Genomic DNA, 14,010 nt, shown 5'->3' with positions numbered 1-14,010 from the left:
TAGACTATTTCCCGGCCCCTCATGTGGTGTCACCCTGTGAACTCCCCCAGGACCGGAAGGTAGCAAGGGTAAGCGGGCTCTGGCAGGTGCATGAGGGGTCTTCACTTTAAGCTGGCACCTGAGACTGCAAGTCGGTACTTTGGATCGGCAATGACTGCAAACCTGGCCGAAGGACTCGATGTCGCGTCATTGGGGCGAGGATTCTGTCTTCGGAAAGGGCGAGGGTCGGGCGAGTGCGGGAAAGTACTGGAGCAGGGCGCTTTGCTCCAAGTCCGACGGGTGAGCTGCACGTTGGGAATCTCCGTACGGCCATTCTGGCCTGGCTCTTCGCGCGCAGTACTGATCGCCGGTTCCTGCTTCGGATCGAGGACCTCGACCGTGTCCGGGCGGGGGCTGAACAGGCCCAGCTCCGCGAACTCATGGCGTTGGGCCTGACCTGGGATTCACCCCTGACCCGGCAAAGCGACGACGGCCACCGCTACGTCAGGGCCCTGGAGAATCTGCGCCACGCCGGCATGCTCTACGAGTGCTTCTGCACCCGCCGTGACATCGCAGATGCCTCCTCCGCGCCGCACGCCGTTCCCGGGATCTACCCCGGCACCTGCCGCGACCTTGGAGAGGCAGAACGCGCGCGCCTGCGCCTCGCCAAACCGCCGGCACTCCGGCTGCGGTCCGGCGTCGACACCTGGACCATCATCGATGAGCTGAATGGGAATTACGCCGGTTCCGTGGATGACTTCGTGGTGCGGCGAAATGACGGCGTTCCCTCCTACAACCTCGCGGTGGTCGTCGACGACGCAGCGGCGGGCATCGACCAGGTAGTGCGGGGATATGATCTCTTGAGCTCCTCGCCACGTCAGGCCTATCTCGGCGAGCTGTTGGGCCTTCCCACTCCGCGCTATGTGCACGTACCACTGGCCCTCAACCCGGACGGCCGACGGCTCGCGAAACGCGACGGCGCAGTGACGCTCGAGGACCTTGCTTCCCAGGGCCTTGACGCCTCGCAGGTACGGGATGTCATCCTCGGTTCGCTCGGCCTGCCCACCGCGTCCCTCGCCGATGCGCTGGTGGCCTTCGATCCCTCGAACCTCCCCCGAGCGCCCTGGATAGTCTCTCCCAGTCGCCTTTCCTCCACCGGCATGCCTTCTGTCACCCCCAACCGATAAGGTTCATTCTGTGAGTACAGCCCTCTACCGCCGATACCGCCCGGAAAGCTTCGCGGATGTCATCGGTCAGGAGCACGTCACCGATCCGCTCATGGCCGCGATCGACAAGAACCGCGTCAACCACGCGTATCTTTTCTCCGGACCGCGCGGCTGCGGCAAGACGACGTCGGCGCGGATCCTCGCCCGGTGCCTCAACTGTGCAGATGGTCCTACCTCAACGCCCTGCGGGGTCTGTGACAGCTGTGTGGAACTGGCGCGCAACGGCTCGGGCAGCCTCGACGTCATCGAGATCGACGCAGCGAGCCACGGAGGCGTCGACGACGCGCGGGACCTTCGGGAACGCGCCACTTTTGCTCCGGTGCGGGACCGGTACAAGATCTTCATCATCGACGAAGCCCACATGGTCACCTCGGCGGGCTTCAACGCGTTGCTCAAAATCGTCGAAGAACCGCCCGAACACATTCTCTTCATTTTCGCGACCACCGAGCCCGACAAGGTCATCGGCACCATCCGTTCGCGCACCCATCATTACCCGTTCCGGCTGGTTCCGCCGGAACCGCTCATGGCCTATCTGGAACTTCTGTGCCGCCAGGAAAACGTCCCTATCGCACCGGGCGTTCTTTCACTCGTGGTGCGGGCCGGCGGCGGATCGGTTCGCGATTCGCTGTCCGTGCTCGATCAGCTCATGGCGGGCGCGAGTGAGACAGGACTGGACTACGAACTGGCGGTCTCACTGCTGGGATATACGCACGCGACGCTCCTGGACGACGTCGTCGACGCCGTCGCTGCGGGCGACGCCGGAACTGTTTTCAACGCAGTCGACCGTGTCATCCAGACGGGCCACGATCCACGGCGGTTCGTCGAGGACCTGCTGGAACGTTTCCGCGACCTCATCGTCATCAACGCTGTTCCGGAAGGTGCCGCATCGATCCTCCGCGGCATTCCGGACGACCAGCTGAACCGGATGCGGACCCAGGCGAACCAACTGGGAAGCGGCGAGCTGTCGCGGTCCGCGGATGTGACGAATACAGCGCTCACCGAGATGACGGGTGCCACGTCTCCCCGCCTGCACCTCGAGCTCCTGTGCGCGCGCCTGCTCCTTCCCGCAGCGGATCAGTCGATCCGGGGAACGCTTGCGCGGGTTGACCGCATTGAACGCCGGCTCGAGTACGCAAACGGCGGCGTGGCCGTGCAGGACACCGGCCAATCCGCTCCGGAGGGCCGACGGGAAGCCGTCCCTGACACCGCCGCTCCGCGGCGGAATGGCCCGCCCTCCGACGCGGGAACCGCTATGGGTGAACCTTCGACCCAGACAGAAGCACCCCCTGAAGACCGATCCTGGGACAACGAGCAGTCGGCCCAGGCGCCCGCCGTTTCAGGTGACGGCCCTGCCGGTGGCGGTTCCGATCCTGCCCAGGTACCCGCAGAGACGCTTCCTTCCACCCCGACTTCCGCCGCCATTCCCGCTCCAGCCGCCGCTCCAACTCCTGCTCCTGCTCCTGCTCCCGCTCCTGCTCCCGCTCCCGCTCCAGCCGCCGCTCCAACTTCTGCTCCGGCTGCCAGTTCGGCTCCAGCACCGGGTGCGGGTGCGGGCGGCTCCGGGCAGATCGAGATGGTTCGGCGTGCCTGGCCGGAAATCATGGACGAACTGGCCAAAATCAAGCGCATCACCTGGTTGAACGTCAATGTGGCCGCCAGGCCCCGTTCGCTTGAGGGGAATGTCCTGGTGCTTGCCTTCGCCACGCCGGGCAATGCCATCGCGTTCCAGCGGGGGCCCCACTCCGACAATGTGAAGCAGGCCATCAAAACGGTCCTCGGACTCGCCTGCGAAATCGAGGCACTGCACGACGGCGCGGCGGCAGGTGGGGCGAGCCCAAAAGTACCGGCCGTCCGGCCGGCTCCGAGTAGGGACGACGCGCGGGCCGCGCCCGAAGCCATCACCAGAACCGAGAACCCTATCGGCGCTGTCGCACCGGCAGGGACCCAATCCCACACCGGGAACAGAACCGAAGCTCCGCCCCACCCCGGGGACAAAACCGGGACCTTATCCGGTGCTGGTGCTGGTGCCAATGCCGACGCCGACGCCGACGCCGACGCCAGGAAAACATCCGGATCGAACGGGGACAGGCCTCTGCAATCCGTTTCCGGTTCCGGCAGCGGATCCGGCGGGGGAAGCGATCCGGCTTCGGATTCTGGCCCTGCTGTCACGTCGAACGCGACGGAGGCCACCACCGGTAGAAGCTCAACAACCGGCACCGGAGGTGCCCCGCACGAGGTCGCCGGCCGTCCGAGCCCCAGCGACTCGGACGATTCCTGGGCCATGGTGGAGCCCCCAGAAGATCCCTACGATCCTGAACCGGGGTGGAACAACAACGCCCCGGATGCGGGTTCCCCTCCGGGGGCAACCGAGCCAACAGGATCGACGCCGGTTCGTCCCGCGGCTCCGGCCGGGACCCCGGTCCAGCCGACGGCACAGGCTTCAGCTCCGCAGACTGCACCGGTGAAGGCGACGACACCGGTGAAGGCGCCGGCACCGACTCCAGTGGCGGCAGGTCCCCAGTCGACGAACAGCGCCGGTCGCACGAACGACACCCGTGCAGCTGATGCTGTTCCGGAGGAGAGGAACAGGACAGCCAGCCGGTACCAGCGGTTGCTGGATGAGGCTGAGCGCAAGCGGGTGGAGTCGGCTGCGGCAAACAACAGCGCCGTAGACTTCCGGTATGTCGAAGACGTTCCCAGCGCCGACGATGAAACGCTCGAGGAGTCCGGCCTCGTAGGCCGAACCGCAATTGAACGCATACTCAATGGGCGCCTGGTGGAAGAGCGAAGCGTCGAACCGCAGTAGGGTGCGTGCTGCGCCCTGTCGGAACGCCGGCTGGAACAGCGGCCCCTGATCATCAGCTAGACGAAGAAGGTTACGTGTACGAAGGTGCAGTCCAGGAGCTGATCGACGAGCTGGGACGCCTCCCGGGAGTGGGCCCGAAATCCGCGCAGCGACTCGCGTTCCACATCCTTGAAGCGGACAGTGACGACATGCAGCGGCTTGTCACCGCGATCACCACGGTGAAGGAACGCGTGAAGTTCTGCACGGTCTGCGGGAATATCACGGAACAGGAGACGTGCGGAATCTGCCGCGACCCACGTCGGGACCCCACCATGATCTGCGTCGTGGAAGAATCGAAGGACGTCATCGCTGTGGAGCGGACACGCTCATTCCGCGGCCGGTATCACGTGCTGGGTGGCGCCATCAATCCCATCGCAGGCATCGGGCCCGAACAGTTACGCATCCGCGAGCTTCTCAGCAGGCTGTCCGATGAAAAGATCCAGGAAATCATCATTGCCACCGACCCCAATCTGGAGGGCGAGGCGACTGCCACCTACCTTGTACGGATGCTCAAGACCATCGGCATTCCGGTCACCCGCCTGGCATCGGGGCTGCCGGTTGGCGGCGACCTCGAATACGCCGACGAAGTCACCCTCGGCCGGGCTTTCGAGGGGCGCCGCGCAATGTCATGAATACCTGAGTGGCAAGTACCAGGTCGTAGGAATCCGGTTGTAGCTGTCCAGCCCGTAGCCGCTACGCGATTCTGGTCCCCGGCGCCAGACGGGACGCCGGCGTCGTCAGCTTTTTTCGTCCCAGCAACAGAAGCCCACCCGCCAGGAGGCCCTGCAGGGCGATTCCCAGGGGCCAGATGGGCGGCTGTCCTTCAACGTCGCGGGCCGCGCCGATCTCGTCACAGGTCACGTTGTTGTCTGGACCCGCCTGCAGGCCCCTGACGCCCTGGCTGATCGCCTCCAGAACGCCGGGCTGTTCGAAACTCCCACCGACCGGCACATAGTCCGGCTGGTCACGCGCATAAGGGACAGCGTCAGCGACAACAACGAACGGATTCGCCGCGAGAAGCCACGCGGTCCGCTCGGTGCGGGGGACATCCTGGACGAACGTTTCGGTGACGCACTCGAAGTCAGCAGGATCGGGGAGCGTCGTCGAGTCCAGCAGTTCGCCACCGCTGTAGGACTGATAGGACGTGGTGACTCTGGTCCTTTCGGAAACCAGCGGCATGGTCAGGGCGAACACGATGAGCGTCCCGAAGGTCAGCATCGCAACGAGCATGTAGGTGATGACGATGGAGAAGAGGGGGCGGTTCGCGAGGGCGGACACACCCACTCCGATCGCGGCGATCAGGCCCAACTCCACCGCGAGCATACCGAGGGATACGAACGCTTCTCCGACCTGCACTCCCCCCAGCGCCAGGGCCCAGAAGATGAACGGGCAGCTCACCACGAGGAAGGCGAGTGAGCCTGCCCAGGATGCCAGCCATTTACCCACGAGCAGCTGGCCCGGCGTGAGCAGGGTGACCTGGAGTATTGCCAGCGTTCCCGCTGCACGATCGCCGTTCACGGCATTTGCCGAGAGCCCGGGCGCCACGAGCAGACCGAAGAACAGCACGAACCCGACGACCATGTCGAAGAGGATCGGTCCTACATTGTCGCTCGCACCCAGGAAGGCATGGGCCAGAACGAAGATCAGCCCGATGACGACGAACCAGATGGCCAGCATGATGTACCACCCCCGGGCCCGAAGTCGCTGGCGCATTTCGAGCCAGAACACCGTTCCGATGGCTGACCGTCTGGACACCTTGCCGGCCGCTGTTCTCCCGGGCAGGGGGCGGGGGTCGATTTCGGTGCTCATCGTCTGTCCGTCTCCAGGCTCATGTAGGTCTCTTCCAGTGCGCCGCCGGCCGGCGCGAAGGCTGTCACGACGACGTCGGCCAGCACGAGGGTGCGCAGCAGCCACGCTGCTTCCTTCGTACCTGTCAGTTCCACCTGATACTCGATGCGCCGTGAATCGCCGCGTTCCACGAAGCGGACGCCGTGGCGCGCGAATACTGCAGCAAGAGCTGACATCGGTTCCGCCTGGACACAGTAGCGGCGGGTCTGGGAGCCTGCTTCGTCGATGGTTTGGCTTCGAACGGATTTTCCGCCGCTGACGAAGACGGCGCGGTCGGCAATCTCGTCCAGTTCGGACAGGACGTGACTCGACACGACGACCGTCTTGCCCCCGGCAACGAGTTTCCGCAGCAGTGTCCGCAAGTCCACCCGCGAGCCCGGATCGAGGCCCGACGCCGGCTCGTCGAGCAACAGGATCTGCGGATCGTGGATGAGGGCCCGCGCCAGGGACAGCCTTTGCTGCTGCCCCCTGGACAGCACTCTCGCGGGTTGCGTCGAATAACTCGCAAGGCTTACCGTCTCCAGCAGTTCGTGTGCCCGCTCCGTGCGGTGCTCGCGCTGCATGCCATACAGTGCCCCGAGCGTCGTCAGGACCTCAAGAGCCGTCAGGGATTCCCAGAAACCAAGAGTGTCAGGCATCCAGCCGACTGCGCCACGCACGGCAGCAGTCTGCGTCACCGGGTCGAAACCACCCACCCGCACCGTTCCATGGTCAGGCGCGAGAAGCGACGCCAGAATGAGCATGAGCGTGGTCTTCCCCGAACCGTTGGGGCCGATCAGGGCCGTCACTTCACCGGGCGGGGCCACGAAGTCGATATGTCGGATGGCCTGCACCGAACCGAAGTTCCGTGCGACACCCTCGACAACGATTCCCCCATGTTCGTTGGTCATAGCTTGACCATAACGGAAAGGCACCTTCCCGTCCCTGCAATCCGACCCAGGATTTAGGGGCTTCCGGTCCCACCGTTAGACTTGCACGGTGTCCCGTCCGCATCCGGCATGACCCCCGGACGGCCGCATCGGTCGCCAGGGGAGCCGTGCTGGTCGGATCGCAGATTTGAAAACTATCCGGGTTGGGCACCGTCAACTCAATGTCAATGATCGGTGAGTGAGCGCATGGGCTTCATAGTTCAAAAGTTCGGCGGATCCTCGGTCGCGGATGCCGAGGGCATCAAGCGCGTGGCCCGCCGGGTCGTCGACACGCAGGCCCGAGGCAACCAGGTCGTCGTGGTCGTCTCCGCAATGGGTGACAGCACGGACGAACTCCTCGATCTGGCCGCCCAGGTGTCGAATGCCCCGCATGCCCGTGAAATGGACATGCTGCTCAGCGCCGGGGAGCGGATCTCCATGGCCCTCCTTGCGATGGCCATCAACGCCCTCGGAGCTTCAGCGCAGTCCTTCACCGGAAGCCAGGCCGGGATGATCACGGATGCCATCCACGGCAAGGCCCGAATCATCGATGTTTCACCCCACCGGATCCGCACAGCGATTGAGAAGGGCGACGTCGCCATCGTGGCCGGCTTCCAGGGAATGAGCCGTGACAGCAATGACATCACGACGCTCGGACGCGGAGGATCGGACACCACCGCCGTCGCCCTGGCTGCCGCCCTCAAAGCGGACGTCTGCGAAATCTATACCGACGTCGACGGCGTCTATACGGCCGACCCGCGCGTCGTGCCGTCCGCCCGGAAAATCGATACCATCTCCAGCCAGGAGATGCTTGAGATGGCAGCATCCGGCGCAAAGATCCTGCATCTGCGCTGCGTCGAATACGCCCGCCGGTTCGGGGTGCCTCTTCACGTGCGGTCCTCCTTCAGCCACCATGAGGGAACCTGGGTACTGCCCAGCCCCGACGACCAGACCACGATTCAAGAGGGAGAACCCTTGGAACAGCCAATCATTTCGGGAGTGGCGCACGATCGCTCGGAGGCCAAAGTCACAGTCGTCGGGGTGCCGGACATTCCCGGCAAGGCCGCCGAAATCTTCGGGATCGTGGCGGGCGCTCACACGAACATCGACATGATCGTCCAGAACGTCTCCACGCATGGATCGGGCCGCACCGACATTTCCTTCACCCTCCCCATCGTGGACGGAGCCGCCGCACTCGCGGCACTCGGAGAGGCGCAGGCCCGGGTGGGGTACGAAGCCGTCGACTACAACGAGAAGATCGGCAAGCTTTCCTTGATCGGAGCAGGAATGCGGTCCAATCCCGGGGTGTCGTACCGGTTCTTCCGGGCCCTGTCCGATGCGGGCGTCAATATCGACATGATCTCGACGTCGGAGATACGTATCTCAGTGGTGACGAGCGCCGATCTGCTGGACACTGCGGTTCGCGCAGTCCACGCGGCTTTCGAGCTCGACGGGGACGCTGCCGCCACGGTGTACGCAGGCTCGGGCCGCTAGCTTTCCGGCCGGGCGCACGGCGGGGCCTATCGGATTCGGCGCGGAACGATGTACGTGCTGCCGTCGGCACGCGTCACCGTTTCCCACTGCCCTGCCTCGGAATGCTGTTGTTTGAGCAACGCTTCGTTCTCCGCCGTCATGGGATGGTCCAGAGCGCTCGACTGCGCCGGTCCGAAAAATACCCGCGCCTTGCCGGTGACCTTCATGAAGCGCTCGACCATGCCCGGCTTTGCCTGATCGTCATTCCTGTTGACCGGATTCATGTCCATTCTGGCTGCGCCTTTCCACGGAGAGCACTTCCAGCTTAGTGCACCGGCGGCCACGGGAAGGCGGGAGGGACCGGCAGCCGTGGCTGCCGGTCCCTCCTTTGCCGGAAAATCCTGTTCGTCAGGTTCCCCTAGCGGAGCAGTGAACCTTCGACGGCGGGAGCTCCACCGTCCACCACGACCGTGGCTTCGGTGGAAGCGGCGGTTGCGCTTCCATCGGCACCAACGGTGAGGCTGACGGCGGTCGCGGACCCGGTACCGAATTCGATACGTCCCACGTAGTTGCCCGGTTCAAGGCCGCTCCAGGAGACGGTGACCTGGGACTCCTTGCCGTTCTTGACCTTCAGCGGGTTGGGGCTGACGGTCATGTTCCCCTCGTCCCCGGCCAGGACCGTGGACTCGACGGTGCCTGTTCCGGCACCGTTGTCGGTTGTGCTGTACAGGCTGGCGACGATCCGGTAAGTGCCCGGAATCGGGTTGTTCAGCACGAGCGCCTCGCTGGCGGAAGCTGTTGCTGCCGACAGGAGCTCGTTCCGTGGCGTGACGATGAACAGGTCGAAGTCGTCAGCGGTGTCGGCTGCGTTCACTGCGAACTTCGCGAGTGACGTTCCCGCGGGGACAACCACTTCACTGACGTTGTTGCTGGCATCCGTCTCGAAGTAGTTGGGGTCGCCCGGCACCAGTTCGATGTCGCTGCGGTTCGCCCCGGCGAGGCCCTTCACGGTCATGGGAACTGTGCCGTCGGTTCCCGACACCACGTTGAAGGTCCCGGATCCGGTGCCCTCGGCGGAGGTCAGTGCAACGGAGGCGGGGGCCACGGCAGTGACCGGACGCACCGTGACCGGCGAGGTGACCGTGGTCCCCTTGCTCTCGGTCCAGGTGAGGTGGCCCATGGCGAATGCGTCAAGTGCCGCCGTCCGATTCTCGAAAGTGACCTTGAATTCCTTCGATTCCCCTGCTGCCCGGAAGTTCAGCTTCGCGGGGGAAACGCGTGCGTCGATCCCGGGAACGTCAACACTGGCGGTGTAGCTGCCGGGTGCGGTGGCGGTGACGGTGCGGGTAACGGTGACCTTGCCGGTGAGGTTACCCACCGCGAAGGACGGCACGTTGACATCCCGTGCCTCCACAACCTGCTTCTTGTTCAGTCCGAGCTCCGCTCCGAGGCTTTGGAGGAAGCCGTTCCAGTGATCGGCATCCGCGTCGTACACGAGACCCGGGTTGAGCAGGCCTGCCGTGTTCACATGTCCTGCTCCGGTGGCGAAAAGGTCCTCGTTGGTGCTGCCGTCCTCATTGACGAGGTCGCCGGCGGTGGTCATGAGGGCGGATTTCACGGCCGCCGGTGACCAGGCCGGGTTCTTCGCCAGGACGAGGGCTCCGAGCCCGGCAACCTGGGGAGCGGCCATGGAGGTTCCGGAGAGGAATCCGTAGTTCTCGCCCGTGCCTACCGGGGAGATGCCAGCCAGCACATTGACGCCGGGTGCTGCCACATCGGGCTTCAGCAGGTCGGAGTTCACGGCGAGTGACGGCCCGCGCGAGGAGAACGCCGCGACCTGGGGATCAGGCGAAGTGGGAAGGCCGGTAGTGTCCTCATCGATCAGCGCAGCGGTGAGCGCGGGGTTCGCCGCGAGCTTTTCCTTGATGGCACCGCCGTCGATGTGGACGGTGGGCACTGAATGCAGGTCGAGATCGAGCGATCCCGGAGTCAGGTTCACCAGGACCATGCCCACGCCGTCGGCTTCCAGCACGGCGGCGCTCTTGAATGTACGGTCGATGACTCCGCGGTCACAGACCACGATCTTGCCGGAGACCTTCGCCGGATCGAGGGTGCCCGGCGTGCACAGGGCGACCTGCGAGGCAGACGCGCCCTCACGGCCCGCGTTGGCGGCGAGCACGACGGCGGTCTGGGGAACCTCACGGTTCATGACTGAAGCGCCCCGGTACTTGGTGCCGTCCGAGAGCTCGACCGTGCCCTGGAGCTCGTGGGAGAAGGTGCTGGCGGCCACCGTGGTCAGCCAGGGAGAACTGTGGTTCACCGTGCTCGCGGTCGGGCCGGAGTTACCGGCCGACGCTGACACGAAGATTCCCGCGGATGCCGCCGACAGGAATGCCATGGCCACGGGATCGGTGGTGGAATTGGTGTTTCCCGAGATGGAATAGTTCAGGACGTCCACGCCGTCGATGATCGACTGCTCGATCGCCGCCACCGAGGCGGAGGTGTAGCAACCGCCCGTTGCCGCTGCGTTTTCCCAGCAGACCTTGTAGACCGACACTGCCGCCGCGGGGGCGACGCCGGCGCCGTTGCCGAAGTCGCGTCCGTCGACGGACACCGGGACGTCAGCGTTGCCTGCGGCCGTCGAGGCGGTGTGTGTGCCGTGGGAATCAATATCCAGCGGCGAGATGACCTCGGCCGCCGAGGGGGTGGCGAAGTTGAGGAAATCGTCCGCGTAGTAGCGGGCACTGAGGACCTTCGAGTTACACGCGGTGCCGTCGAAGTCCTCGCCGACTTCGCACTCGCCCAGGAATGTGGTGCCGTCCGCCTTGAGCATGGCGATCCCGCCATCCGGAGTCCGATATGGTTCTCCGACCACCGGGGTGCCCTCAAGGGGCTGGACCGGTTCTCCCGTCAGGAATGCATTCTCCGGCCGGTAGCCGGTGTCGATGACACCGACAACAGTGCCCTTGCCCGCGTTTTCAGCACCGCCGAACTGGTTGGCCCACACGCCGTCCTCACCCGGAAGGCCAAGGAACTCGGTGCTTGAGTAGTCGGGGCTGTTCTGCACGTTGGGCGCCACGGCGTAGACGTCGGGGTTCTTGGCCAACTGCGCTGCCTGGCCCGCCGTCAGTTCTGCGGAAAAGCCATTCAGGGCGACGGTGTAGGAGGAGTTAGCCTCGATCCCGACGGCCGCCGCGACGTCCTGCTGCTTCTGCTTCAGCCGCGCTTCGTAGGCCCGCGCGTTCGGGGAAGCCAGGTTCAGCTTCTCGCCCTTGCCGGGCTTCGTAGCCGCGATTCCCTCGGTTCCCCCGTCGTAGGAAGCCAGCGGATGCTCCTGCAGCATCACAATGTAGGACCCGTCCTCAAAACTTTCGGCGCCCTGGAGCTCTGGCGCGGTCTGCAGGGGCGCCGGTGCCGCGATCGCGGCCGGGGCCAGCGAGGCCGATGCCATCAGTAACGGCAACCCCAAAGCAATGGCCGTGGCTGCGCGGAGCCTGGAGCTCCGCAGCACGGCTTGACCTTGTCGTGTCATAGGAAAAATGCCTTTCGTCAGTGCGGGCGCGGCATCGCCGATCCCCTCATGCTGGAACTCCTGGATAGGACACACCGTGTGACTACGGTCACAAGCGTCACAGCGGTCACAAACTTACCCTAGGCAACACCGTCCGCCTAGGGAAAAGCGGAAGTCTCGAGCAAATTGTTGCCGACCGGTGCGGAAATCCGGGAGGGTGATAATGGAGGAATGCCCCTGCACCACGCCACGCTCTCTTCCGAAACGGAGTGGGTCCCACTCCAGGAGGCCCATCAGGCACGTGTCCGCAGGTTCACCGAGCCGTATCTGCTCCGCCGCTCCACCGGCGCGAAGCATCCCGTCGAGGACTTCCTCTTCACCTACTACAACCTGAAACCGGGGCAGCTGCTGCGGTGGCACCCCGGGGCCGGCGTGAGGTTGGCGGGGAACGCGGCACTGGAGCGCGCGGGGTGGAAGTACTACACCCACGACGGCGGCGGAGCGGGCGTCGATGTCGCAGCCTTCCTTCGCGACCGCCAGTCGACGGTCGATTTCACCCGCACCATCCTGTCCGGGACAGCAGCGCGTCCGGCGCAGTACGGCTGCTTCGGCCTCCATGAGTGGGCAATGGCCTATCGTTCCGAACTCAACGGAGTGCGCCATGAGTACCTTGAGCTGAGGCTGGGCGCGAAAGGGACGGACGGCGTCGTCGAAGGTGAGAAAATCCGCTGCACCCACTTCGATGCCTTCCGCTTCTACGCACCCGAGGCGGCCCCGCTCAATGAGCTCACGCCGACACGTGAGAACCAGCGGCACCTCGAACAACCCGGGTGCCTGCACGCGAACATGGACCTTTACAAGTGGGCGTACAAGCTGACACCCCTGCTGTCGAGCGGGATCGTCCTGAACTGCTTCGAACTCTCCTGGCGCATCCGGGCCATGGACATGCGCGCATCTCCCTACGACCTCACCCGGTGGGGACTTGCGCCGATCCGGATCGAACTTCCGGAGGGCAAGGCCGAGTATGTCCGTGAGCAGCGCGCCTTCGCCATGGAGTCTCAGGAACTCCGGCGCCGGCTCCTCGCTGAACTCGAGCAGGCGGTTGACCTTGCAGGAGGTTGAGCTTGCAGGCCAGAAGCTAGGCTGAACGAAAGTGCAACGAGGAGGCCCATGGATCGCGTCCACACGCAGCCCGCACGGATTCTGCGGCGCGGGATTGCGCTCACCGTCCTCACTCTGACGCTCGGCCTCGCGGCCTGCGGCGCTCCCGCCGGTGCTCCCGCAGAGCCGGATGCACCCCGGAGTCCCACACACAGCCCAACCCCTCAGGAGTCGTCCGCCATGCCGTCTACGCCGTCGCCGGCAGATCCTTCCGCCCCTGGTGCCCAGGCAAGCACTCTCCTCACCGTCGAGATCCGGCAGTCCGACACCGCAGAGCCGGTTCGGTATGTCCTTGAATGCTCCAGTGCCACACCGGGTCCGAACACCACCCTGCCCAACGCCGAGGAGGCCTGCGCCACGGTGGCAAGCCTCGGGGCGTCCTTCTTCAACGCCCTGCCGGACAGGAACGTCGCCTGTACGCAGCAGTACGGAGGACCGCAGACCGCCTCGATTACCGGCACGGTCGACGGCACGCAGATCCTTGCGTCATTCGCACTGACGGACGGCTGCGAGATCTCGCGATGGAACGCCGTCCGGAGCATCCTCGGCACCGGCGGCGCAACATAGGCAGGTCCGGATAGGCAGGTTCAGGCTCCGTACGCGCGCTGCCGCCTGGAATCCTCACGTCGATGCCCGGGAACGATGTGCAATAGACTTGTATGGCAAGCTCGCGGAGCGCTGTCCACCAGCGTAAGACGGCACTTCCGGGCTACCGCATTTAATGCTGGTAATCCCAGCACTCGCCGCCCCACAGGAGTTGCCGGATGCCCCGGATTGTCGTCGACGTCATGCCCAAGCCCGAGATCCTTGACCCACAGGGCAAAGCCATTGCCGGGGCACTCCCGCGGCTCGGCCTCACCGGTTTCGCCGGTGTCCGCCAGGGAAAGCGCTTCGAGCTCACGGTCGAGGGCGAGGTGACCGCCGAGGTACTCGAGCAGGCACGCCAGGCTGCGACGACACTCCTGTCGAACCCGGTGATCGAAGACGTCACCCGCGTGGAGGTCATCGACGAGGACGCGCAGTGAGCGTTGAGAATCCGCTGATCGGCGGCTCCCGGCC

11 protein-coding genes and 1 other RNA gene are annotated in these 14,010 nt (G+C 65.0%); 8 read left to right on the top strand and 4 right to left on the bottom strand.

Annotation, left to right across the window (positions count from 1 at the left end; genetic code table 11):
- Positions 1-10 precede the first annotated feature (10 nt).
- From ffs to recR, 4 genes are all read left to right on the top strand, one after another.
- Positions 11-106, top strand: an RNA gene (gene ffs / locus Y704_RS23340) — signal recognition particle sRNA small type.
- Positions 107-233: 127 nt separating this feature from the next.
- Complete coding sequence (gene gluQRS, locus Y704_RS0108125) at positions 234-1,166, top strand: tRNA glutamyl-Q(34) synthetase GluQRS (RefSeq protein WP_026549758.1); 933 nt, start codon at positions 234-236, stop codon at positions 1,164-1,166.
- A 10-nt stretch (positions 1,167-1,176) separates the two neighbouring features.
- Positions 1,177-4,011: a DNA polymerase III subunit gamma and tau gene (locus tag Y704_RS0108120; protein ID WP_081747482.1), complete on the top strand. Its 2,835-nt coding sequence runs from the start codon at positions 1,177-1,179 to the stop codon at positions 4,009-4,011.
- Positions 4,012-4,085: 74 nt separating this feature from the next.
- Positions 4,086-4,682 (top strand): recombination mediator RecR, encoded by a 597-nt coding sequence (gene recR / locus Y704_RS0108115; RefSeq protein ID WP_026549756.1) that lies wholly within the window; start codon positions 4,086-4,088, stop codon positions 4,680-4,682.
- A gap of 61 nt (positions 4,683-4,743) precedes the next feature.
- Here recR and Y704_RS0108110 read toward each other — a convergent pair whose 3' ends face one another.
- Both Y704_RS0108110 and Y704_RS0108105 read right to left on the bottom strand, forming a co-directional pair.
- A complete protein-coding gene (locus tag Y704_RS0108110; protein ID WP_026549755.1) occupies positions 4,744-5,859 on the bottom strand; it encodes an ABC transporter permease in 1,116 nt (371 codons plus the stop codon).
- Complete coding sequence (locus Y704_RS0108105) at positions 5,856-6,788, bottom strand: ABC transporter ATP-binding protein (RefSeq protein WP_026549754.1); 933 nt, start codon at positions 6,786-6,788, stop codon at positions 5,856-5,858. The genes Y704_RS0108110 and Y704_RS0108105 overlap by 4 nt, the downstream gene beginning before the upstream one ends.
- 225 nt (positions 6,789-7,013) lie before the next feature.
- Here Y704_RS0108105 and Y704_RS0108100 point away from each other — a divergent pair, with 225 nt between their 5' ends.
- On the top strand, positions 7,014-8,300 hold the full coding sequence (locus tag Y704_RS0108100) for an aspartate kinase (protein WP_026549753.1): 1,287 nt from the start codon (positions 7,014-7,016) through the stop codon (positions 8,298-8,300).
- Between the two features lie 26 nt (positions 8,301-8,326).
- On the opposite strand, the gene Y704_RS0108095 is transcribed toward Y704_RS0108100, so the two are convergent.
- Together Y704_RS0108095 and Y704_RS19815 are read right to left on the bottom strand one after the other, a co-directional pair.
- Positions 8,327-8,563: a hypothetical protein gene (locus Y704_RS0108095; RefSeq protein WP_173401129.1), complete on the bottom strand. Its 237-nt coding sequence runs from the start codon at positions 8,561-8,563 to the stop codon at positions 8,327-8,329.
- A 134-nt stretch (positions 8,564-8,697) separates the two neighbouring features.
- Positions 8,698-11,811: a S8 family serine peptidase gene (locus Y704_RS19815; protein ID WP_081747481.1), complete on the bottom strand. Its 3,114-nt coding sequence runs from the start codon at positions 11,809-11,811 to the stop codon at positions 8,698-8,700.
- Between the two features lie 210 nt (positions 11,812-12,021).
- Between Y704_RS19815 and Y704_RS0108085 the strand changes: the two genes are divergently transcribed.
- The 3 genes from Y704_RS0108085 to purS all read left to right on the top strand — a co-directional run bounded on the left by Y704_RS0108085 (position 12,022) and on the right by purS (position 13,976).
- Complete coding sequence (locus Y704_RS0108085; protein WP_026549751.1) at positions 12,022-12,912, top strand: hypothetical protein; 891 nt, start codon at positions 12,022-12,024, stop codon at positions 12,910-12,912.
- 48 nt (positions 12,913-12,960) lie between these two features.
- The gene (locus tag Y704_RS19810; RefSeq protein ID WP_051476821.1) at positions 12,961-13,518 is read left to right on the top strand and encodes a subtilase-type protease inhibitor; all 558 of its coding nucleotides are present in this window, start codon (positions 12,961-12,963) and stop codon (positions 13,516-13,518) included.
- A gap of 197 nt (positions 13,519-13,715) precedes the next feature.
- The gene (gene purS / locus Y704_RS0108075; RefSeq protein WP_026549750.1) at positions 13,716-13,976 is read left to right on the top strand and encodes a phosphoribosylformylglycinamidine synthase subunit PurS; all 261 of its coding nucleotides are present in this window, start codon (positions 13,716-13,718) and stop codon (positions 13,974-13,976) included.
- Positions 13,977-14,010: the final 34 nt, after the last annotated feature.

The sequence above is a fragment of the Arthrobacter sp. Br18 genome, assembly GCF_000520555.1.
Lineage (GTDB): Bacteria > Actinomycetota > Actinomycetes > Actinomycetales > Micrococcaceae > Arthrobacter_D.
Note: the sequence above shows the minus strand (reverse complement) of the source record. Positions and strands in the feature narration are given on the sequence as shown.

What these genes read in the sequence shown, in the direction of transcription:
- Y704_RS0108110 (WP_026549755.1), bottom strand. Translation starts at nt 5,859, where the DNA reads ATGAGCACCGAAATCGACCCCCGCCCCCTGCCCGGGAGAACAGCGGCC.
- Y704_RS0108105 (WP_026549754.1), bottom strand. Translation starts at nt 6,788, where the DNA reads ATGACCAACGAACATGGGGGAATCGTTGTCGAGGGTGTCGCACGGAAC.
- Y704_RS0108100 (WP_026549753.1), top strand. Translation starts at nt 7,014, where the DNA reads ATGGGCTTCATAGTTCAAAAGTTCGGCGGATCCTCGGTCGCGGATGCC.
- Y704_RS0108095 (WP_173401129.1), bottom strand. Translation starts at nt 8,563, where the DNA reads ATGAATCCGGTCAACAGGAATGACGATCAGGCAAAGCCGGGCATGGTC.
- Y704_RS19815 (WP_081747481.1), bottom strand. Translation starts at nt 11,811, where the DNA reads ATGACACGACAAGGTCAAGCCGTGCTGCGGAGCTCCAGGCTCCGCGCA.
- Y704_RS0108085 (WP_026549751.1), top strand. Translation starts at nt 12,022, where the DNA reads ATGCCCCTGCACCACGCCACGCTCTCTTCCGAAACGGAGTGGGTCCCA.
- Y704_RS19810 (WP_051476821.1), top strand. Translation starts at nt 12,961, where the DNA reads ATGGATCGCGTCCACACGCAGCCCGCACGGATTCTGCGGCGCGGGATT.
- purS (WP_026549750.1), top strand. Translation starts at nt 13,716, where the DNA reads ATGCCCCGGATTGTCGTCGACGTCATGCCCAAGCCCGAGATCCTTGAC.